The organism is Bradyrhizobium sp. USDA 4369 (assembly GCF_054056435.1).
The window spans coordinates 3001415-3021038 of the sequence record NZ_JBSRYH010000001.1 but is presented as its reverse complement, the minus strand read 5'-3'; the positions used below and the strand labels follow the sequence as shown (position 1 = coordinate 3021038).

General features: G+C 65.5%; 19 protein-coding genes and 1 riboswitch. Of the genes, 14 read left to right on the top strand and 5 right to left on the bottom strand.

Annotated elements, in window-relative coordinates; all coding sequences use genetic code 11:
• The first annotated feature begins 30 nt into the window (after positions 1 to 30).
• Together map and ACVIJ6_RS13715 are read left to right on the top strand one after the other, a co-directional pair.
• On the top strand, positions 31 to 855 hold the full coding sequence (gene map / locus ACVIJ6_RS13720) for a type I methionyl aminopeptidase (protein ID WP_456773105.1): 825 nt from the start codon (positions 31 to 33) through the stop codon (positions 853 to 855).
• Between the two features lie 95 nt (positions 856 to 950).
• Positions 951 to 1751: an intradiol ring-cleavage dioxygenase gene (locus ACVIJ6_RS13715; RefSeq protein ID WP_456776979.1), complete on the top strand. Its 801-nt coding sequence runs from the start codon at positions 951 to 953 to the stop codon at positions 1749 to 1751.
• Here ACVIJ6_RS13715 and ACVIJ6_RS13710 read toward each other — a convergent pair whose 3' ends face one another.
• Both ACVIJ6_RS13710 and mddA read right to left on the bottom strand, forming a co-directional pair.
• Entirely contained in the window at positions 1752 to 2942 is a 1191-nt protein-coding gene (locus ACVIJ6_RS13710; RefSeq protein ID WP_456773104.1) for an MFS transporter, read from the bottom strand. It abuts the gene before it with no gap.
• A 221-nt stretch (positions 2943 to 3163) separates the two neighbouring features.
• The gene (mddA, locus tag ACVIJ6_RS13705) at positions 3164 to 3943 is read right to left on the bottom strand and encodes a methanethiol S-methyltransferase (protein WP_456773103.1); all 780 of its coding nucleotides are present in this window, start codon (positions 3941 to 3943) and stop codon (positions 3164 to 3166) included.
• A gap of 145 nt (positions 3944 to 4088) precedes the next feature.
• Here mddA and ACVIJ6_RS13700 point away from each other — a divergent pair, with 145 nt between their 5' ends.
• The 3 genes from ACVIJ6_RS13700 to ACVIJ6_RS13690 all read left to right on the top strand — a co-directional run bounded on the left by ACVIJ6_RS13700 (position 4089) and on the right by ACVIJ6_RS13690 (position 7819).
• Positions 4089 to 5633, top strand: a complete 1545-nt coding sequence (locus tag ACVIJ6_RS13700) for an alpha/beta fold hydrolase (RefSeq protein ID WP_456773102.1) — start codon at positions 4089 to 4091, stop codon at positions 5631 to 5633.
• Between the two features lie 127 nt (positions 5634 to 5760).
• The gene (locus tag ACVIJ6_RS13695; RefSeq protein ID WP_456773101.1) at positions 5761 to 6372 is read left to right on the top strand and encodes a JAB domain-containing protein; all 612 of its coding nucleotides are present in this window, start codon (positions 5761 to 5763) and stop codon (positions 6370 to 6372) included.
• Between the two features lie 148 nt (positions 6373 to 6520).
• Entirely contained in the window at positions 6521 to 7819 is a 1299-nt protein-coding gene (locus ACVIJ6_RS13690; protein ID WP_012047152.1) for a site-specific integrase, read from the top strand.
• A gap of 20 nt (positions 7820 to 7839) precedes the next feature.
• On the opposite strand, the gene ACVIJ6_RS13685 is transcribed toward ACVIJ6_RS13690, so the two are convergent.
• Positions 7840 to 8397, bottom strand: a complete 558-nt coding sequence (locus tag ACVIJ6_RS13685) for a manganese efflux pump MntP (protein ID WP_074551644.1) — start codon at positions 8395 to 8397, stop codon at positions 7840 to 7842.
• A 23-nt stretch (positions 8398 to 8420) separates the two neighbouring features.
• A riboswitch (yybP-ykoY riboswitch) is annotated at positions 8421 to 8571 on the bottom strand.
• Between the two features lie 220 nt (positions 8572 to 8791).
• On the opposite strand from ACVIJ6_RS13685, the gene ACVIJ6_RS13680 reads away from it, so the two are divergent.
• The 3 genes from ACVIJ6_RS13680 to ACVIJ6_RS13670 are packed head-to-tail and all read left to right on the top strand — an operon-like array spanning position 8792 to position 13023.
• Complete coding sequence (locus tag ACVIJ6_RS13680; protein ID WP_074551646.1) at positions 8792 to 9127, top strand: helix-turn-helix domain-containing protein; 336 nt, start codon at positions 8792 to 8794, stop codon at positions 9125 to 9127.
• Positions 9120 to 10367, top strand: a complete 1248-nt coding sequence (locus tag ACVIJ6_RS13675; RefSeq protein ID WP_168073699.1) for a type II toxin-antitoxin system HipA family toxin — start codon at positions 9120 to 9122, stop codon at positions 10365 to 10367. The genes ACVIJ6_RS13680 and ACVIJ6_RS13675 overlap by 8 nt, the downstream gene beginning before the upstream one ends.
• 31 nt (positions 10368 to 10398) lie before the next feature.
• A complete protein-coding gene (locus ACVIJ6_RS13670; protein ID WP_456773100.1) occupies positions 10399 to 13023 on the top strand; it encodes an AAA family ATPase in 2625 nt (874 codons plus the stop codon).
• Positions 13024 to 13105: 82 nt separating this feature from the next.
• Here the strand turns inward: ACVIJ6_RS13670 and ACVIJ6_RS13665 are convergent, their stop codons facing one another.
• The gene (locus ACVIJ6_RS13665; RefSeq protein WP_168073710.1) at positions 13106 to 13870 is read right to left on the bottom strand and encodes a nuclear transport factor 2 family protein; all 765 of its coding nucleotides are present in this window, start codon (positions 13868 to 13870) and stop codon (positions 13106 to 13108) included.
• 244 nt (positions 13871 to 14114) lie between these two features.
• Positions 14115 to 14516: a MerR family transcriptional regulator gene (locus ACVIJ6_RS13660; RefSeq protein WP_172274861.1), complete on the bottom strand. Its 402-nt coding sequence runs from the start codon at positions 14514 to 14516 to the stop codon at positions 14115 to 14117.
• A 141-nt stretch (positions 14517 to 14657) separates the two neighbouring features.
• Between ACVIJ6_RS13660 and merC the strand changes: the two genes are divergently transcribed.
• Genes merC through ACVIJ6_RS13630 form a run of 6 tightly spaced genes read left to right on the top strand, consistent with a single transcriptional unit; the run spans position 14658 to position 19554 of the window.
• A complete protein-coding gene (gene merC, locus ACVIJ6_RS13655) occupies positions 14658 to 15083 on the top strand; it encodes an organomercurial transporter MerC (protein WP_172274863.1) in 426 nt (141 codons plus the stop codon).
• Positions 15084 to 15117: 34 nt separating this feature from the next.
• Positions 15118 to 15468, top strand: a complete 351-nt coding sequence (merT, locus tag ACVIJ6_RS13650; RefSeq protein ID WP_416641759.1) for a mercuric ion transporter MerT — start codon at positions 15118 to 15120, stop codon at positions 15466 to 15468.
• 12 nt (positions 15469 to 15480) lie between these two features.
• Positions 15481 to 15759, top strand: a complete 279-nt coding sequence (gene merP / locus ACVIJ6_RS13645; protein ID WP_172274869.1) for a mercury resistance system periplasmic binding protein MerP — start codon at positions 15481 to 15483, stop codon at positions 15757 to 15759.
• Positions 15760 to 15771: 12 nt separating this feature from the next.
• Complete coding sequence (merA, locus tag ACVIJ6_RS13640; RefSeq protein WP_172274872.1) at positions 15772 to 17412, top strand: mercury(II) reductase; 1641 nt, start codon at positions 15772 to 15774, stop codon at positions 17410 to 17412.
• A gap of 34 nt (positions 17413 to 17446) precedes the next feature.
• Complete coding sequence (locus ACVIJ6_RS13635; RefSeq protein WP_416641757.1) at positions 17447 to 18226, top strand: alkylmercury lyase family protein; 780 nt, start codon at positions 17447 to 17449, stop codon at positions 18224 to 18226.
• The gene (locus ACVIJ6_RS13630) at positions 18211 to 19554 is read left to right on the top strand and encodes a dihydrolipoyl dehydrogenase family protein (protein ID WP_172274878.1); all 1344 of its coding nucleotides are present in this window, start codon (positions 18211 to 18213) and stop codon (positions 19552 to 19554) included. Before ACVIJ6_RS13635 ends, ACVIJ6_RS13630 begins: the two co-directional genes overlap by 16 nt.
• Positions 19555 to 19624 lie beyond the last annotated feature (70 nt).

Here is a 19624-nt window from a genome sequence, read left to right as displayed (position 1 = left end):
CTGACGACATACCGGGAACGAAACAGGTCCATGAGCTATATCGAAGCCACCGACACCGCTGCGCGCAAAAACGGCCAAATCAAGCTGCATGGCGCGAGCGGCTTTGCCGGCATGCGCAAGGCCGGCGCGCTGGTGTCGAAGTGCCTCGATGCGCTCACCGACATCGTCAAGCCGGGTATTCCCACCTCACGGATCGACGACTTCGTCCGCGATTTCGCCTTCAGTCACGGCGCCTATCCGGCGACGCTGATGTATCGCGGTTACCGCTACTCGACCTGCACGTCGATCAATCATGTGGTCTGCCACGGCATGCCGAACGACCGGCCGCTGAAGGAAGGCGACATCATCAACATCGACGTGACCTTCATCTTCGATGGCTGGTACGGCGATTCGAGCCGGATGTATGCGATCGGTCCGATCTCGCGCAAAGCCGAGCGGCTGATCGAGGTCACCTACGAATCGATGATGCGCGGCATCGCTGCGGTGAAGCCCGGCGCCACCACCGGTGACATTGGGCATGCGATCCAGAGCTTCGTCGAGCCGCAGGGCATGAGCGTGGTACGCGACTTCTGCGGCCATGGTCTGGGCCGCCTGTTCCATGACGAGCCAAACATCATCCATGTCGGCCGCCCCGGCGAGGGCGTGCTGCTCAAGCCCGGCATGTTCTTCACCATCGAACCGATGATCAATCTCGGCAAGCCGCATGTGAAGATTCTGTCCGACGGCTGGACCGCCGTGACGCGGGACCGGTCGCTGTCAGCGCAGTTCGAGCATTCGGTCGGCGTCACCGATGACGGCGTCGAAATCTTCACGCTCTCCGAGCGGCATGGCGAGAAGCCGCTGACGCAGGTGTGAGCGGCGCGCGGCGGCTTGCTCTCGCCGCCGTCCGATTGTTGCCATGCCCGGCTGCTCGACTGTGCCTCCCTTGCATGCGTCTGCGGGAGGCTGTTCTGACGATCGCAACACGCCGTGGTGTCCTCGGCCTTCTCTCGGCGAGCGCCGCGCTGCTATCCCCGCCATCGCGGGCCGCCGAGACGCCTGCTGCGTCGGGCAGCGCCGATGAGGCCTGCATCCCGACGCCGCAATCAGAAGCCGGCCCCTATTATCTTGATCCCAAGCTGGTCCGCGCCGACATCGCCGAGAGCCGGCCGGGCGTGCCGCTGGCGTTGCGGCTGCGCATCATCGAGGCCGGATCCTGCACGCCGCTGGCGGGAGCGCGGGTCGACATCTGGCATTGCGACGCCCGTGGCGTCTATTCCGGCTTCCCGGGCCAGAGCGACAATCACAAGGTGGACGAGAGCGGCAAGACCTTCCTGCGCGGCACGCAGATGGCCGACATCGCGGGCTGGGCCGGCTTCAAGACCATCTATCCCGGCTGGTATGCCGGACGCGCCACCCACATCCACTTCCGCGTGATTCTCGACGACGCCACGGTGTTGACCGGGCAGACCTTCTTCCCAGAGGCGCTGAACGAGTTCATCTACACCAACGTGCCGGACTATACCGGCCGACCGAAACAGCGCCTCGTCATCAACGCCAATGATCGTGTCGCCAGCGAAGCCGATCCGGAGCACCGCGCTTATTGCGCCGTGAAGGAGGCGCGCGACCATTATCTGGCTACGCTGACGCTGGCCGTGAGCCGCAAGGCAGCGGCGCCGATCGAGATGCCCACCGGCAAGCTGCCGCCGGCGCCGTGGATCAAGGACCGGCTGGCGGCGCTGGTGCCCGGGCTGAAGCGCAGCCCGTTCTGATCACCTCGCCTCGCTAAACAGATAGGCGAGCGCGGCAAGCGGCAAGGCCGTGCCGAGCACGGCCGCAAGCGTCCAGCCGCCATGCGCATAGGCAAAGGCGCCGATGCCGGAGCCGGCTGCGCCCGCGACGAAGAAGGTGGTCATGTAAAGGCCGTTGAGCCGGCTGCGCTGCGCGGCACCGAGCACGAACAGCACGCGATAGCCGAGGATGAGGCTGAGCTGCGCGCCACAATCGATCGCGATTGCGGCAGCGACCAGCATGGTCAGCGACCAGTTGCTGCCCGGCTGAAAGACCAGCGTCAGCGCGAAGCCGATGGCGCATAGCAGCATCGCGGCGATGGTCGCCGGCCTGGTCCAGCCGCGGTCGGCGATCCGCCCTGCGATCGGCGCCATGATCGCGCTGGCCACGCCGGCCAGCGCAAACAGCGCAATACCGGTCTGCGACATCCGGAAGTCGGGTCCCGCCAGCAGCAGCGGTGACGTCGTCCAGAACACGCTGAAGCAACTGAACAAGGCGGCCTGGTACAGCGCACGGCGACGTAGCGCCGGCGTGTCGCGATAGAGTTCGACCATCGACCCGAGCAGCTGGCCATAGCTCAGCCGTGCCTGCGGCGCGCGCCGCGGCAGGGTCAGGCGCAGCACCACGGCCAGGGCGACCATGGCTGCAGCCGACGCCGCGTAGATCACGTGCCAGGACGCATGGGCCGCGACGAAGCTGGCGACCGGACGTGCCAGCATGATGCCGAGCATCAGCCCCGTGGTGACGTTGCCGACGGTGCGGCCGCGGATCGCCTCCGGCGCCATATGTCCGGCATAGGGGATCAGGATCTGCACCGCGACCGAGCCGAAGCCGATCAGCAGCGCCGAGAACAGGAACGTCGCAGAGCTCGTCGCTAGCGAGGCGCACGTCAGCGCGGCCGCGCCGACGATGATGGTGGTGATGACGAGCTTGCGGTTTTCGATGAGGTCGCCGAGCGGCACGACCAGCAGGAGGCCCGCGCCGTAGCCGATCTGGCTCATGGTCACGAGCAGTCCGGCCAGCTGCGGATTCAGGCCGAGATCAGCGCTGATCGGCCCGATCAGCGGCTGCGCATAATAGATGTTGGCGACGATCAGCCCGCAAGAGAAGGCCAGTAGCAGCGTGATCCAGGCCGACAGGCTGTCGGCGGAATCGGACGTCAGAGTGGTCAATGGAAGCGTCTCCCGGGGCGGGACCGGAATGCCCTGATCGCGAAATGAAAGCCTTGGCCGCGATGTTGCATCGCGACATTGAGGCCTGACATAGGTGCTGGCCGTCGGCCGCACCAATTCACGTCTGCGTGGGCGCCGCAACGGGCAGGACTCGCAAGCGAGCAGGCCTCCATACGCCGTGCACCTGCGCGAGCGCGGCAGGCCCACGGCGTTCGGAGTCCCTAGGGCGCGCGAGGCACGCCCGTCTCGGACACCGCCGTCCGGCGGCCGCCGATGAGTCGCGGCAGCAGCATCGGAACCCGCTGGCGGTAGCGCTGATAGGTCTCGCCGAACGCGGCGATCAGATCGCGCTCCTCGAATTGCAGCCCGACCAGGATGTAGGCCGTATTCAGCACGGCGAACAGCAGGTGGCCGACTGTCATCGTCGGCGTGGCCCAGAAAGCGAGCAGGAAGCCCAGCATCAGGGGGTGCCGCACCAGACGGTACAGCAGCGGTGCCTTGAAGGGTTCCGGCGGCGCCTCCGTGCCACGCAGTGCGAACAGCGCCTGGCGCAGCCCGAACAGGTCGAAATGATTGATCATGTAGGTGGAGGTCAGCACGATCAGCCAACCCAGCCAATGAATGCCCGTCAGGATGGCCGCCACGATGCCCTCGGCCTGCCAGACCGGAGCCGGAATCGGACGCCATTGCCAGAACAGCAAGAGCAGGATCAGGCTGGTCAGCAGCACATAGGTGCTGCGCTCGGCCGCCGCCGGAATGACGCGCGTCCACCATCGCTTGAAAGCCGGCCGTGCCATCACGCTGTGCTGGAGCGCGAACAGCACAAGCAGCGCGACGTCGATCAGGATCGCCTCACCCCAATCCCCCGGAGGGCCAGTGTCGATCGATTTGGCGATGATCTGGTTGTAATTGCCGACGAAGCCAAGCGCCCAGACGAAGGACACGAGAAAAACAGCGTAGCTCGCAATGGCGTAGAACATGATGAAGAGACGTGCGATCATGAAACGGTTCCCTGGTATGTGGTCCGCAGCGCTGCCGACCGTGGAACGTCGACGGTTTTGGGCGGCGCGCGCGATCGGACCTGATCGCTAGCAGGCGACCGTCCCCCGAGCGTCCCCGGACGCCGTCATTGCAGGTCGCATCCAGATGGCGCGGGTCAGCATCAGGACATTTGGCTATCCGGAGATCCGGCGGGACGGCGAGCCGTGCCGCCTGCCGCTGCGCAAGGGGCTCGCATTGCTCGTCTACCTGGCTGAGACCAAGAGCGCGGTCGCACGCGAGGTCGCCGCGACGATGTTCTGGCCAGATCGCTCTGAAGACGTTGCGCGCGGGCGGCTGCGACGGCTGTTGCACCGCATTCAGCTGGCGCTCGGCGATGACTGTCTGAGCATCGACCGGTCGACGATCCGCTGGGCGCCATCGGTGGACCTGGAGGTGGATTCCGCGCTGTTCGAGGCGGCCTGCGATCGCGGCGCGTTCGAGCTCGCCGGCCGTCTCCAGTCCGGCGAATTTCTCGCCGGCTTCACGCCGAACGGTTGCCCGCAATTCGACGAATGGGCTTTCTTTCGGCGCGAAGCCCTGCGCGGCCGGGCCGTCCAGGCGCTGGAGCGTGTGGTGCAGGACAAGAGCGCCGCCGGCGATCACGCTGCGGCCGCAGCCCATGCCGCCCGCCTGGTCGCGCTCGACCCGCTGAGCGAGGTGTATGGCCGCGCTTTGATCCGCAACCTGATGCTGGCCGGAGACCGCAGCTCGGCCGAGCGGCAGCTCGACGCCCTCACAGTGCGGCTGCGCGACGAGCTCAGTGTGGCGCCTGAGCCAGAGACACTGGCGCTGCTGAGCCCGGCTCTGCGAACCGAAGAGGCACCGACGACGCGCTATGTCGGCGGCGACGGCGTTCATCTCGCATTCCAGATCCGTGGCGCAGGTCCGCTCGACATCCTGCTGCTGCCCGGCTTCGTCTCGCATGTCGAACGGGTCTGGGAGCAGCCACATTGCCGGGCGTTACTGTCGACACTCGCAACCATGGGCCGTCTCATCCTGTTCGACCGCCGCGGCATCGGGCTGTCGGATCGGGTCGGCTTCAGCCCCAGCGTAGCCGCCACCGCGCGAGACATTGCGACCGTGCTCGACGCCGCCGGCAGCCGGCGCACCGTCCTGCTCGGCGCCTCCGAGGGCGGCCCTGCCTGCATCACGTTCGCCGCCGAGCACCCCGAGCGCGTCGCCGGGCTGATCCTGTTCGCGTCGCTGGCCAAGGGCAGCGCGACGGCCGACTATCCGCACGCTTTGCAGGCTGCGCAATATGACGGGTGGCTGCGGCAGCTGGTGACCGATTGGGGCGGGCCCGCCGGGATCGAGACGTTCGCGCCGAGCCTCGCCGGCGATCCGCAGGCCCGCGCCTGGTGGGCCGGCCTGTTGCGGGCGGCATCGAGCCCCGGCGCCATCAAAGGCCTGCTCGAGGCGTTCCGCGACATGGATGTCCGGCATCTGCTCGGACAGGTGTCCGCGCCGACGCTGGTGCTGCACCGCCGCCACGACCGCGCCGTCGTCATCGGGGCCGGCCGGCATCTCGCCAGCCACATCCGTGATGCGCGGTTTGTCGAGCTGGAGGGCGCCGATCACTGGATGTTCGCCGGCGAGCAGCAGCCGGTGATCGCGGAGATCGGTACGTTTCTCGCCAGCCTGCCCATATGAGTACAATCGCTCGATCCGCGAGATCCGCGTCATTCGATTGCACCGGCAGAACGCGACCGTCCATTTCCGAAGCAGGCCGCGACAGTTCGAGGTTGCAAAAGCGCGCCGCCGCGGCATGCTGGTACCGATGGCAGACAAATCCCTCCCGGCCGACGCTCCGCCACCCGAGACGCCGCATTATCACGGCCATCGGCAGCGGCTGCGCGAGCGCTTCCACAGCGCCGGCCCCGATGCGCTCAGCGACTATGAGCTATTGGAGATGGTACTGTTCGCGGCGCTGCCGCGGCGGGACGTCAAGCCGCTGGCCAAGGCCCTGCTCAAGATGTTCGGCTCGTTTGCCGAAGTGATCCACGCACCGGAGCCGCGACTGCGCGAGATCGACGGCATCGGCGAGGCCTCGATCACCCAGCTCAAGCTGATCGCCGCCGCCGCGCACCGCATCGCCAAAGGCGAGGTCCGGCACAAGCACGCGCTGTCGTCCTGGCAGGAGGTGATCACCTACTGCCGGACCAGCATGGCCTTCGCCGAAAAGGAGCAGCTGAGGCTGCTGTTCCTCGACAAGCGCAACCAGCTGATCGCGGACGAGGTGCAGCAGACCGGCACCGTGGACCATACGCCGGTCTATCCGCGCGAAGTCATCAAACGCGCGCTGGAATTGTCGGCGACAGCGATCATCCTGGTGCACAACCATCCCACTCCACCTATTTCCATCACGCTCGATCACGCTCCTAACCGTTGAATCACTTGAACTTTTAGGCTTGTCGTAGCGCAGGACGTTGTGGCATATTGGGGTCGGTTTTGAGGGGGATCGATCGCCCTTGTGACCCCAGTCGCCGACCCCTGCTAGCCGTCTGGCGACCCCACTTGAAAGCCAATGGGAGAGCCCAGTGCCAAGCCTTACCGATGGAGAAATTCGCCGCGCGCTGAAGCAGGTGGAGCAGACCGGCAAACAGCTAAGCCTGGTCGATGGCGAAGGACATGGCACCGGTCGCCTTGTCCTGGTCATGAAGCCCATGCCCACGCGCGTCACCGCCGATTGGATGGCGCAGCAGTGGCGCGATCAGAAGCGCTTCAAGAAGAAACTGGGCTCATACCCATCCATGTCGCTCAGCAAAGCGCGCGAAGTTTTCACACGCGATTTTGCCGACATGATCCAGAAGGGCCGCAGCATCAAGATTGCCGGCGACACACGTCCAGGCACCGTGGCCGATCTCTTCGAAGCCTATGTCGCTCACCTGAAGGCATCCGAAAAGTCATCTTGGAAAGAGGCTGAAAAAGGCCTCAACAAGATCGCCGACACCCTCGGCCGCAATCGGCCCGCTCGCGACATCGAGCCCGACGAAATCACCGATCTCATCCGACCGATCTATGACCGCGGTAAGCGCTCCATGGCAGATCACGTCCGCAGTTACATCCGATCCGCATATAGCTGGGGTCTGAAATCGGAACACGACTACCGCAACGCGTCGCAGCGGCGTTTCCGGCTGGTCTACAATCCCGCCGCCGGCATCCCCACAGAGCCCAAGAAAGTCGGCACTCGCTGGCTTGATGAAGAAGAATTCCTGCGCCTGTACCGTTGGCTTGAATGTCCGGACGCGCCCGTGCATCCGCCTTACACGCGGGCCGTTCGCATTCTCATGCTCACGGGGCAGCGCGTGGAGGAAATCGCCCGCCTGCATGTCGATCAGTGGGACGCGAAGGAGCGGATCATCGACTGGTCAAAGACCAAGAATGGCAAGCCACACGCCATTCCGGTCCCGGAAGTGGCGGCGGAGTTAATCGAATCGATCAAGCCCAACGCACACGGCTGGTTTTTCCCCTCCGCGACCGACCCAACCAAACCCGTCAGCCACGGCACGCTGTACTCTTTCATGTGGCGTCAGCGCGAGCGCGAGGTGATCCCTGTCGTGACCAACCGCGATCTGCGCAGAACCTGGAAGACGCTCGCAGGTCAGGCCGGCCTCTCCAAGGAAATTCGCGACCGCATACAGAACCACACGCTCCAGGATGTCAGTTCGAAGAGCTACGATCGTTGGAGTTACATGCCCGAGAAGCGGGCAGCCATGAAGAAGTGGAATGCATTCGTCCGAGCGATGCTAACCAAGAAGCGACCCAAGCCGGCAAGAGAGACATCTAGACCGAATATCCGTTCGGGCGTTGAAGGCGCCACCCAACATGCAGCCTGAGAGGCGTCCGCAAAATCGCTCTAAGCCGTCAAGTGCTCTATAAGGATTGACAATCCCAGACCGAAAAGCGCGATCCCAGCGACAGCCTCCGCAATGCGGCCGAAGTGCTCGCCGATCAGCCGACCGATAAGCATGCCCCCCGACGACATGAGGAACGTCGCAAGGCCAATCGCGGTCGCAACCACAACAATGTTGACGTTCAGAAAGGCCAAAGAGACGCCGACGGCCATTGCATCGAGGCTCGTGCCGATTGCGGTTGCCATCAAGACTGTAAACGATCGGCCCACTGGCTTGGCGTCGGCTTTCTTCCATACGGCCGCATAGAGCATATGAAGACCAACCGCAGCGAGCAGGCCAAAGGCGAGCCAGTGATCAACAGCCTGGACGAAGCTGCTCGCGGCAACGCCGGCAGCCCAACCGATAACAGGCGTGATCGCCTCGACTACACCAAAGACCGCGCCGCTGCGTAGCGCTTCTGAATATCGCGGGCGGCCAAGGGCTGCGCCTCTACCCACGGAAACCGCAAAGGCATCGACGGACATGCTGAAAGCAAGCAGGACGACTGCAAAAGGGGACATAGCAGGATAACCAAACGGACATTGAACCGGGTGGCCCTCACCTGTCCGACAAAGGCGAGTTTCACCACGGTCTGGCCGGGCCGGTGAAACCGGCTGATCACACCACGCGCATCGCGCGAGCCTGTTGGCGTGATCCCGCTGTCTGAGCGGTGGCTACTCCCCGATGCGGAAGAGATAGGAAACGACATCGGCAAAGTCCAAATCTAAAAGTCGATACCCATCAGATACTTGCGCTTATAATACTCATTTGCAGGTGGAGCCTTGGTCTTCAGGCTTCGGACGGCCCGCAGCCAAGCGGTCTGGTAGGATGACTGCCGCATCCTGCGGCTGGGCGCTAGGAAAATTGTAATCTTCCTGCTACATATATGCTCAATATGTAGTGTGAAGGTGTCAAATGCCCACTCCCCATAACCCTCCAGCAGCCGTGCGGCGCGCCCTGCGCAAGCTCGGCGCGGACATCCATGACGCTCGCCGTCGCCGCAAGCTGCCCATGGCGGTCGTGGCCGAGCGGGCTTTCACGTCGCGCTCGACCCTGCAGAAGGTCGAGGCAGGCGACACCAACGTCAGCGTCGGCATTTATGCCGGCGTGCTTCAAGCCCTCGGCCTGCTCGACGGTCTGACCCGGGTCGCCGACATCAGCAACGACAGTGTCGGCCAGGCGCTCGCCAGCGCCGAGTTGCCCAAGCACATCCACTTGAAGCGGTCGGCGGGATCGTCCCGCGATGGCTGACTTCGAGGTTCATATCGACCTTAACGGCCGCACCCGCCTGATCGGATTGGCGAGAAGCAATCGTGTGCGAGGCGCCGAGACCATCCTCTTTGAATATGAAGGTGCTTGGCTGCAAGACCCGGAGCGCTTCTCGTTGGAGCCCGCTCTGGCGCTGACCCGCGGCGCCTTCGCGCCGCCAGCCGGCCTTGCCACCTTCGGCTCGATAGGCGATTCCGCACCCGACACATGGGGACGCCGCCTCATGCAGCGCGCTGAGCGCCGCCTTGCTGATCGCGAAGGCCGTGCCGTCCGCACTCTTGTCGAAAGCGATTATTTGCTCGGTGTCGCCGACGAAACCCGGCTCGGCGCACTTCGCTTCCGCTGGGTCGGCGAAGACGCGTTCCAGGCGCCAATCCGCGCCGGCGTTCCAGCTTTGATCGAACTTGGCCGACTTCTCCAGATCACCGAGCGCATCCTGCGCGACGAGGAGACGGAGGAAGATCTCCAGCTCATCTTCGCTCCCGGCTCCTCCCTCGGCGGCGCACGCCCCAAAGCATCAGTAATCGATCAGCACGGTCACCTCTCCATCGCCAAATTCCCGAAGGAGACGGACGACTACAGCATGGAGACCTGGGAGGAGATTGCTCTGCGGCTGGCTGGCCGCGCCGGCATCACAACTCCTCAACACGAGCTGATCAGCGTAGCCGGTAAGGCCGTCATGCTTTCGCGACGCTTTGATCGCGATGGCGCCATCCGAATTCCGTTCCTGTCGGCAATGGCGATGATGGGCGCGAAGGATGGCGAGCGCGGCAGCTACCCGGAGATTGTCGACGCTCTTGCCGAACATGGCGCCCAGGGCAAGACGGATGCCCATGCCCTTTATCGGCGCGTGGTCTTCAACGTCCTGATCTCCAATGTCGACGATCACCTTCGCAATCACGGCTTCCTGTGGCTGGGCAAGGCAGGCTGGTCGCTCTCACCGGCCTACGATCTCAATCCCGTCCCGACCGATCTCAAGGCGCGGGTGCTGACGACGAACATCGATCTCGACGAAGGCACGTGCTCGCTCGAACTGCTGGAGGCCGCCTCCGAGTATTTCGCGCTCACACTGCCGCAGGCGCGCGCGATCATCAAAGAGGTTGCGACCGTGACCGCGACATGGCGGGACACCGCCAAGGCGGTGGGCGCCCGCGCCACCGAGATCAACCGTATGGCCAGCGCCTTCGAGCACGACGACCTCAAGCGGGCGTTGATCCTATGACGCCAGGACGGGTGGCAAGTGGGGGACACAAATGAATAAGCAAGAAGATGATCTTTCGAATGAAGCAACGGCGCTCGCAGACATCCTGAAATGGTCTGCGGATCTGCCAGCCTGGCAGCGCGACACGCTGCGCCGCCTCTGTAACCAACCTAAACTGGAAGCCACGGATGTCGCGGAGTTGGCCGCGATCTGCAAGGGCCTCGATCAGGGCACCCCACTCGACGCCAGCCACATCCGCGATCCCGCCGCGAGCCATGCCGTGGTGACGCTCGGCGCCCTTTACGGTCTGTCCAACGTCAACGCCCTCGCTCCCGGCGAACGGCTGTCCTTCGGCAAAGCGGGCCTCACCATCATCTACGGCGACAACGGCGCCGGCAAATCCGGCTATGCCCGCGTCCTGAAGCAGCTCTGCCGGGCGCGCTCGCCGAAGGGCGACGCGATCCTGCCAAACATCTACGCCGCCACGAGCGGCGCGCCAGCCGCCAGCGTCGAGTTCTTCATCGGCGCCCAAAAACGCAACGCCGCTTGGACGCAGGGCAGCTCGCCAGACGCCATGCTGTCCGCCGTCAGCGTCTTCGACTCACGCACGGCCAATATCCATGTCGAGAACACCAACGACCTCGCGTATACGCCGCTGCCGCTACGCATCCTCGCGGGCCTCGCGCAAGTCTGCCAGGACGTGAAGAGCAAGCTGGCCGCCGAAATCAAGGCCCTCCAGGAGCAAACGCCCACCATCCTGACGACGCCGGACTGCAAGCAGAACACTCCGGTCGGCAAGCTGATCGCCGGTCTCTCGGGCAAGACGAAGCCGGAAACCGTCGAGAAACTCGCCGGCCTCACCGCCGAGGACGAGACGCGCCTTCAAACGCTCACCGCCGATTTGTCGAGCGATCCGGCTCGCACAATCCGCCAGCTTCAGGGCCAAGAGACGCGCATCACCGGCATCATAACGCAGCTTCAGCGCCTGGCCGCATCCGCCACGGATGACAATCGCACGGCCCTTCGCGATGCCCACACGAACCTTGCGAATGCGCGCATGGCCGCCGCCGCAGCGTCCGCCAACCTGTTCTCCAAGGAACCGTTGCCGGACATCGGCTCGGATGTCTGGAAGATCCTGTGGGAAGCCGCCCGCGACTATTCGCGAGCGGCGGCCTATCCCAAACAGCCTTTCCCGGTGACCGGTAGCAAAGCGCACTGCGTCCTATGTCAACAGCCGCTCAGCGAGGAGGCCTCGAGACGGCTCAGCAGCTTCGAGGCCTTTGTGCAGGACGAAAGCAAACGTCGCGAGCAGGAGGCGGCGGACTCCTATGACGACGCCCTGCAGGGCGTCTCGGCCGCGGCAGTCTCGATAAAAGATCTCGCTGCAATCGTCTCATTGATACGAGACGATATCGGCCGCGAGGATCTCGCAAGCGCTTTGCGCCGCGACATGCTCCACCTCGCATGGCGGTTGCGAGCAGTCCTGCGCACCCACGTTCTCGCGACACCGACGGCCCTTCCTCCTGCTGCCGCCCTCTCTCTTGATCCGCTACGCGCAGTGCTGGCCGGCATCGCCGGGCGCATTCAGGCCCTGCAATCCGACGCCAGTTCACCGGAGCGCGCCATGCTCATCACTGAATGTGACGGCCTCAGCGACCGCAAATGGCTCGGCGTTGTGAAGACCGATGTGCTCGCCCAAATCGTTCGCCTCAAAGCCATCGAAGCGATCGAGAAGGCCAGCAAGGACACGGCGACGAACAAGATCACCACCCAGAGCGCCCGTATTGCCCAGGCGCTCGTTACCAACCGCCTGCGCGGACGGTTCGCAATCGAAGTCGACAAGCTCGGCGTCGCCGGCCTCGCGATCGAGCTTCAGCAAGCCAAGACCACCGCCGGCGTTCCCTTCTTCCAGGTCAGGCTGATCAACAAGCCGAACGAACCAGTGGGAAAGGTCCTCAGCGAAGGCGAGCATCGCTGCGTCGCGCTCGCCGCCTTTCTCGCCGAGCTATCGACCATCGATGCGCAATCGGCGATCGTGTTCGACGATCCGGTGTCGTCACTCGATCACTTGCATCGAGACAAGGTCGCCGCCCGTCTAGCAGAAGCTGGCCAGACTCGCCAGGTGATCGTCTTCACCCACGACATGGCGTTTCTGCTCTTGCTCGACGAAGCCTGCCGGACGACAAAGGATCGAGAAGCGACGCCTGTGGCGTATCGCCTGATCAGCCGCGGCACCGAAAATGCTGGTTACTGCCATCAGGATCCCCCGGCCAACGTCATGCCGCTCGACAAGGTCATTGACGGCATGAGAGCGCACCTCGCAAACGTCAAGATCCACCATGAACGCGGCGACCAGGCGAAATGGCTGCGCGAGGTCACGTCGTTCCAGGATCAACTTCGAACCACGTGGGAGCGCGCCGTCGAGGAGGCCGTCGGGCCGGTGATCCGCCGCTTGTCACGCAAGGTCGACACCACGGGACTGATCAAACTCACCGTACTAACGGATGGCGACTGCACCGCGATGCGGTTAGCGTTTGGGCGTTGTTCCGCCCTTCTTCACAGCCAGCCGGGAGAGCTCAATCCGCGGCTACCCGAACCGACGGCCATCGAAGCTGAGATTGATGCACTGGAGAAGTGGATTGCAGATATCCGGGCCCGGCAGGAGAAAGCCGCATAATTATGCTTCTCGCCAAGCCGTCGATATCGATCGGTGTGCAAGGGAATGTCGGGCGCCGCCGGGCGCGTGGAGAAGTGATCGCCTACACCGAACCGCCCAGCGCCTTCAGCATTATTGCGGTGTCCCAGGCGAAGTTTCGCCACTCAACGGGTTGGTCTGCCGCGATCCGGATCACCTGACACATCGGCATGTCAATCAGCGCTCCGGTCGATCTTGCGGTGGCCCGCATTGTTACGGTGCAGACGACGATATCGTCGCCGCATGTGTGGAAGACGGGGTCTGTCGGTTTGATATCGACCCAAGTCTCGACGAACGAGTCGATCCAGCGCCCGAACTCTTCGCGGCCTCTCCATTGGCCTCCATAGGGCAGGGAATCCGGCTGGTGTAGAACGATGTCGGGATGCAACGTTTCGAGCAGTGCAGCTCTATCGGCTGGCACTCCCGAAGCAGAGTAACGGGCTTCCGCCTCATAGAAACGCATCAGAGCGCGAAGTGCCGGTGTTTGTGCATCCATAATTCTAGCATAGACATTCGCCAGATATCTCGGCCACCCGTTTCCTGCGGTTAAACTCATTCGGCGTCCGATTTCCGCGCGCTTGTGCGCGGCCAAATTCTCGGGATGCAGGAAGTCCGGGGCCGCTATTCGGCGGCCACGGCATAGGTCGCCTCGCCTCGCCGCCCTCCGCTTCGGACGGTTGGGCGCGGCGCCTTGGCGCGGTGATTGTTGAAGATGCTCAAATCGATCTTCCACCCATTCGGTGGGAATCTGGCTGCGCGATCCCGATGGATGCGTGGTGGCCATCGCCAGTATCAGGGGTGGCAAAAACGAAGTGCCGAGCTCCGCCACGAGCCCTCCTGTAGTGATCGCGCCGTTCGCCAAATCTGATCCACGCGGATCTCACGCGGGTTGATTCTAGCTCAACGGCTCTGTGCTCAGCCGGAAAGTCTCAATTGCGGCAATACGGAAAGACGGGTTGAGGGGGAATGCCTTCCCCCCGGCCGGCGCCTTGGTCGCCGGCACACCCCCTTCTGCGGGGAGATCCCCCAGGCTGTGCTAAAAGTCGCAGCCGCCACGATCATATCGCAGCCGCTCAGGCGGCGCGGAGCGCCTCGATCAGCGGACAGCCTGGATCCTGCCCCGCGTCGCAAGCCCGCACCGAGTCGGCCAGCACCCGCTCCATCCGCTTCAGGTCGGCGATGCGCGTGCGCACGTCTTTCAGATGCGATGCGGCGAGGTTGCGCACCTCGGCGCAGGACGCGTGCCCGCCGCCTGCAAGGCCCAGCAGGGCGCGCACCTCGTCCAGCGTGAAGCCCAGCTCGCGGGCCCGTCGCACGAAGCCGAGGCGGCCCACGTCGTCCGCGCCATAGCTCCGGTAGCGGCCCCGCCGGGGCGGGGCCGGCATCAGGCCGATCCGCTCGTAGTAGCGGATCGTTTCGATGTTGCAGCCCGTGCGCCGGGACAGTTCGCCAATCGGAATCGCGGTATCCGCCATGCTGTTCGCGCCTCTCAATTTTGGGCTTGAGTCTGTAGTCGCTACAGATCGTATGTAGTGATCCTCAGCCCCCACGGGCAAGCTGCAGTCCTGATTGTAGCGTCGCTCTGACGGTTCCACGAAGTCGCCGAGGCTATTGCGATGCCCATCCAGAATCCCCTCACCCGCGCGGCCGACAAGGCGGGCGTCATCGGCTCGATCGTCACCGCCATGGGCTGCGCGGCGTGCTTCCCGGCTCTTGCGAGCCTTGGCGCCGCGCTGGGCCTCGGGTTTCTGAGCCAGTACGAAGGCGTCTTTATTCGTTACCTCCTGCCGCTGTTCGCCGTGATCGCCCTCGTCGCCAACGTGGTCGGCGGACTTCGCCATCGCCGGTGGCCGCGAATGGCGCTGAGCGTCATCGGGCCGATCTTGGTGCTGGCGGCGGCTTTGCTCATGGCCACCCGCGGTTGGCCGACGGCGTGGCTCCTCTATCCCGGACTGACCTTGATGGTGGTCGTCGCGATCTGGGATCTCGCTGCACCGCCTCGCAATGCGCCCGCGCCACCCCGCGAAAGGGCTGTTTCCTAACGTGATGGCGGAGTTGATCGGAAGGAGAGTCGACTTGTCAGAACCCAAAAGCGGCCGCAGTGCGTTGGCGCTAGGAGGCGTAGCCGCCATTCTGGCATCGACCTGTTGCCTCGGCCCGCTCGTCTTGGTCGCCCTCGGGTTCAGCGGCGCCTGGATCGGCAACCTGACCGCGCTGGAACCGTATCGTCCGTTGTTCATCGGCGCAGCGCTGATCGCCATGGTCTTCGCCTACCGCCGAATCTTTCCCCCGGCCCGCGCCTGCGAGCCCGGCGAAGTCTGCGCCGTGCCCAAGGTCAGGACCACCTACAAGGTCATCTTCTGGGCGGTCGCAGCGCTCGTCCTTGTCGCGCTGGCGTTCCCCTACGTCCTGCCCCTGTTCTACTGAAAGGAAGTCCCCATGAAGACGCTCGTCTCCCTGATCGCCCTGATGGGCGCGCTCAGCTCGCCCGCGTGGGCCGCGACGAAGACGGTCACCCTGGCGGTGCCCGGCATGACCTGCGCGGCCTGCCCGATAACCGTCAAGACGGCGCTTGCCAAGGTCGACGGCGTCGAGAAAACCGAGGTCAGCTTCGAAAAGCGCGAGGCCGTCGTCTCCTACGATGACGCCAAGACCACGGTCGCCGCCCTGACCAAGGCGACGGCGGGCGCGGGCTACCCGTCCACCGTGAAGCGCTGAGGAGCCTGCCCCGTGACCGCCGCGATCGCCCTGCGCATTGACGGAATGACCTGCGACTCGTGCGCCACGCACGTGAGGGAGGCGTTGGAGCGCGTCCCAGGCGTGCGCTCGGCCGCCGTCTCCTATCTGAAGGCGCGCGCGGAGATCGCGGCCGATGCGGGGGTTAGCTCCGAGGCCCTTGCGGCCACGGTCGCGACGCTCGGCTATCGCGCCTCGGTCGCCGACGCGGGCGGCGCGCAACGCGGCGCCGGCGGCGTCCCGCTGCACATCGCCGTCATCGGCAGCGGCGGCGCGGCGATGGCGGCGGCGCTGAAAGCCGTCGAGCAGGGCGCGAAGGTCACCCTTGTCGAGCGCGGCGTCATTGGCGGAACCTGCGTCAACGTCGGCTGCGTGCCGTCCAAGATCATGATCCGCGCGGCGCATATCGCCCATCTACGTCGCGAAAGCCCGTTCGATGACGGGATCGGGGCCTGTACGCCAGCGATCCTGCGCGAGCAGCTGCTGGCCCAGCAGCAGGCGCGCGTCGATGAGCTGCGGCAGGCGAAATACGAGACCATCCTGGCCGACACCCCGTCCATCACGGTGCTGCGCGGCGAGGCCCGCTTCGCGGACGCCCACAGCCTGCTCGTGCGCCAGTCCGACGGGGTCGAGCAACATGTGACCTTCGAACGCTGCCTAATCGCCACCGGCGCCAGCCCGGCCGAGCCGCCCATTCTGGGGTTGTCGGATACGCCGTACTGGACCTCGACGGAGGCCCTTGAGAGCGAGACCCTCCCATCGCGCCTAGCGGTGATCGGCTCATCGGTCGTCGCTGTCGAACTGGCCCAGGCCTTCGCTCGGCTCGGCAGCAAGGTGACGATCCTGGCGCGCCATACCCTGTTCTTCCGTGAGGACCCGGCCATCGGCGAGGCGGTCACGGCCGCCTTCCGCGCCGAGGGCATCGAGGTGCTGGAGCACACCCAGGCGAGCAAGGTCGCCTACGCCGATGGCGAGTTCGTCCTCGCCACCGGCCAGGGCGAACTGCGCGTGGACAAGCTGCTCGTCGCGACGGGCCGGGCGCCCAACACCCGGACGCTTGTCCTGGAGGCGGCCGGCGTCGCCGTCAACGCGCAGGGCGGCGTCGTGATCGACACGGCCATGCGCAGCAGCACGCCGCACATCTACGCCGCCGGCGACTGCACAGACCAGCCTCAGTTCGTCTATGTCGCGGCGGCGGCCGGAACCCGGGCGGCGATCAACATGACCGGCGGTGAGGCCGCCTTGGACCTGGCCACGATGCCGGCGGTCGTGTTCAGCGATCCGCAGGTCGCCACGGTCGGGCTCAGCGAGGCGGAGGCCCACCGCGCCGGGATCGAGACCGACAGCCGGCTCCTGACCTTGGACAACGTCCCGCGCGCGCTCGCCAACTTTGACACCCGCGGCTTCATCAAGCTGGTCGCCGAAGCTGGTAGCGGCCGGCTCATTGGCGTCCAGGCGGTGACGCCGGAGGCGGGCGAGATCATCCAGACGGCCGCGCTCGCCATCCGGGCGCGCATGACCGTCGGCGAGCTGGGCGACCAGCTGTTCCCCTATCTGACCATGGTGGAAGGCCTGAAGCTCGCGGCCCAGACCTTCTCCAAGGATGTGAAACAGCTTTCCTGCTGCGCCGGTTGAAGGTTCAGTTTGGGTGGCGAGCGGAGCGCGCGTGATGACGACGCCCACCTCACACGCTGAAGCCACCGGATGGCCCGCCGTCGAGTTTCGAGGCGGCGTGATCATCCCAGACTGGGGAGCGGTCACGACACCACAGGCCCAAAACGCCCTGAGGGCCGTCGTCGAGGCCTTCATCGGCCCCAAGTGGGATGGGCTGGATGAGACCGAGAGCCGAATCCACGGCATCGTCCTGAGCGCCTACGCCATGAGCGGGCACGCTCCGGAGGCCGCGGACGTCGCCGCCGGGGCCGGACTCGCCATCGCTGAGACCGACAGCGTGCTGCGGCGTCTGGCCGGGCGCGACCTCCTCATTCTCAACGTTGCCGGCCGGATAGGCGGCGCCTATCCGTTCACCGATGGTCCGACTGAGCATCACGTCGAGACCGGCGGGCTCTCCGTGGGCGCCATGTGCGCCATCGACGCGCTCGGCGTCGGGGCGATGCTGGAGCGCGACATCACCGTCCGCTCGGCGTGCCGTCAGTGCGCCCGTGCGCTCGCCATCCACACACGGAGCCACGGCCGCCAACTGGATCAGGTCGAGCCTTCGGGGATCGTCGTCTGGTCCGGCCATCGCTACGCCGCCGGTTGCGCGGCGTCTTCGCTCTGCACCCTGCAGGCCTTCTTCTGCGATGACGCTCACCTGGAGACCTGGCGCACGAACAGCCTGGCCGCCGATCAGGACGGGGTGCGCCTGAGCCTGTCCGAAGCGCTGGAGGTCGGCCGCGCGATCTTCGCGCCGATGCGGATGGAGTTGCGGCCATGGCCTACGACCTGATCGTCATCGGCAGCGGCACGGCGGCCCAGGTTGCCGTTGCGAAGGTCCGCGCCGCCGGCTGGTCCGTCGCCGTGATCGATCACCGGCCGTTCGGCGGCACGTGCGCGCTCCGCGGCTGCGATCCCAAGAAGATGCTGGTAAGCGGCGAGGAAGCGATCGACGCGGCCAGGCGCATGGCCGGGCATGGCGTCGAAGGCGCCCTAGCGATCGACTGGCCCGGCCTGATGGGGTTCAAGCGGACCTTCACCGATCCCATCCCCGCCAAACAAGAACATCGCTACGCCGAGTTGGGCGTCGACGCCGTCCACGGGCTCGCCCGCTTCGCCGCCCCAGACACGATCGAGGTGGACGGCCGGACCTTGCAGGCCCGCCACGTGCTGATCGCTACCGGGGCGCGGCCGATCCCGCTTGGCATCCCGGGCGAGGGACTGGTCGTCACGAGCGACACCTTCATGGAGCTTGAACGCCTCCCGCGCCGGATCGTGCTGATCGGCGGCGGCTACGTCGCCGCCGAATTCTCGCACCTGGCGGCGCGCGCCGGGGCCGAGGTCACCATCCTGCAACGGCCTGCGCGGCTGCTGCCGAATTTCGATCCCGACCTGGTCGGCTGGCTCATGCCGCGCTTCCATGAACTCCGCATCGCCGTCGAGACCGGCGCTACGGTCACCCGTGTCGAGCCGGTCCAGGGCGGCCTGCTAGTCCATGCCAGCCGTCCGGGCGCGCCGGACCTCGCTGTCCCGGCCGAACTGGTGGTGCACGCCGCAGGCCGCGGGCCCGACCTCGACGCATTGGACCTCGCGGCGGGCCAGGTCACCGTGCGCGACGGCCGCATGCAGCTAAACGACCATCTGCAAAGCGTCTCCAACCCGCGGGTCTATGCCGCTGGCGACGCGGCCGGCGTCGGGCCGCCCCTGACGCCGGTCTCCAGCCACGACGCCAGGGTGGTGGCCGCCAACCTGTTGGACGGCACGTCGCGCAAGCCGGACTATCGCGGGGTCCCGAGCGTTGCCTTCACCGTGCCGCCGATCGCCGCAGTCGGACTCTCGGAGGCGGAGGCCCGTCGCCGCGGGCTGGTGTTCCGCATCAACGCCGCCTCGACGCCGGACTGGTTCACCGCCCGCCGCTTGGCCGAGCGGGTCTACGGCCACAAGGTGCTGATCGAGGAGCACAGTGACCTGGTCCTCGGCGCGCATCTTGTGGGGCCGGGCGCCGACGAGGTGATCAACCTCTTCGGCCTGGCGATCCGCCACGGCCTGACCGCCGCCGACCTTCGCTCCACCATGTTCGCCTATCCGACCGGCGCATCGGACCTGGGTTACATGCTGTAGCGCTCGCCAATGCCTTAGACTGAAGGCCCTCGGCCGATGTAGGAAAATCTCAGTGTACGAACGCAAGACT

Bases quoted from the DNA above. Each gene is read 5' to 3' on its own strand.
- map (WP_456773105.1), top strand. From the start codon at position 31: ATGAGCTATATCGAAGCCACCGACACCGCTGCGCGCAAAAACGGCCAA.
- mddA (WP_456773103.1), bottom strand. From the start codon at position 3,943: ATGATCGCACGTCTCTTCATCATGTTCTACGCCATTGCGAGCTACGCT.
- ACVIJ6_RS13700 (WP_456773102.1), top strand. From the start codon at position 4,089: ATGGCGCGGGTCAGCATCAGGACATTTGGCTATCCGGAGATCCGGCGG.
- ACVIJ6_RS13695 (WP_456773101.1), top strand. From the start codon at position 5,761: ATGGCAGACAAATCCCTCCCGGCCGACGCTCCGCCACCCGAGACGCCG.
- ACVIJ6_RS13685 (WP_074551644.1), bottom strand. From the start codon at position 8,397: ATGTCCCCTTTTGCAGTCGTCCTGCTTGCTTTCAGCATGTCCGTCGAT.
- ACVIJ6_RS13680 (WP_074551646.1), top strand. From the start codon at position 8,792: ATGCCCACTCCCCATAACCCTCCAGCAGCCGTGCGGCGCGCCCTGCGC.
- ACVIJ6_RS13675 (WP_168073699.1), top strand. From the start codon at position 9,120: ATGGCTGACTTCGAGGTTCATATCGACCTTAACGGCCGCACCCGCCTG.
- ACVIJ6_RS13670 (WP_456773100.1), top strand. From the start codon at position 10,399: ATGAATAAGCAAGAAGATGATCTTTCGAATGAAGCAACGGCGCTCGCA.
- ACVIJ6_RS13660 (WP_172274861.1), bottom strand. From the start codon at position 14,516: ATGGCGGATACCGCGATTCCGATTGGCGAACTGTCCCGGCGCACGGGC.
- merC (WP_172274863.1), top strand. From the start codon at position 14,658: ATGCCCATCCAGAATCCCCTCACCCGCGCGGCCGACAAGGCGGGCGTC.
- merP (WP_172274869.1), top strand. From the start codon at position 15,481: ATGAAGACGCTCGTCTCCCTGATCGCCCTGATGGGCGCGCTCAGCTCG.
- ACVIJ6_RS13635 (WP_416641757.1), top strand. From the start codon at position 17,447: ATGACGACGCCCACCTCACACGCTGAAGCCACCGGATGGCCCGCCGTC.
- ACVIJ6_RS13630 (WP_172274878.1), top strand. From the start codon at position 18,211: ATGGCCTACGACCTGATCGTCATCGGCAGCGGCACGGCGGCCCAGGTT.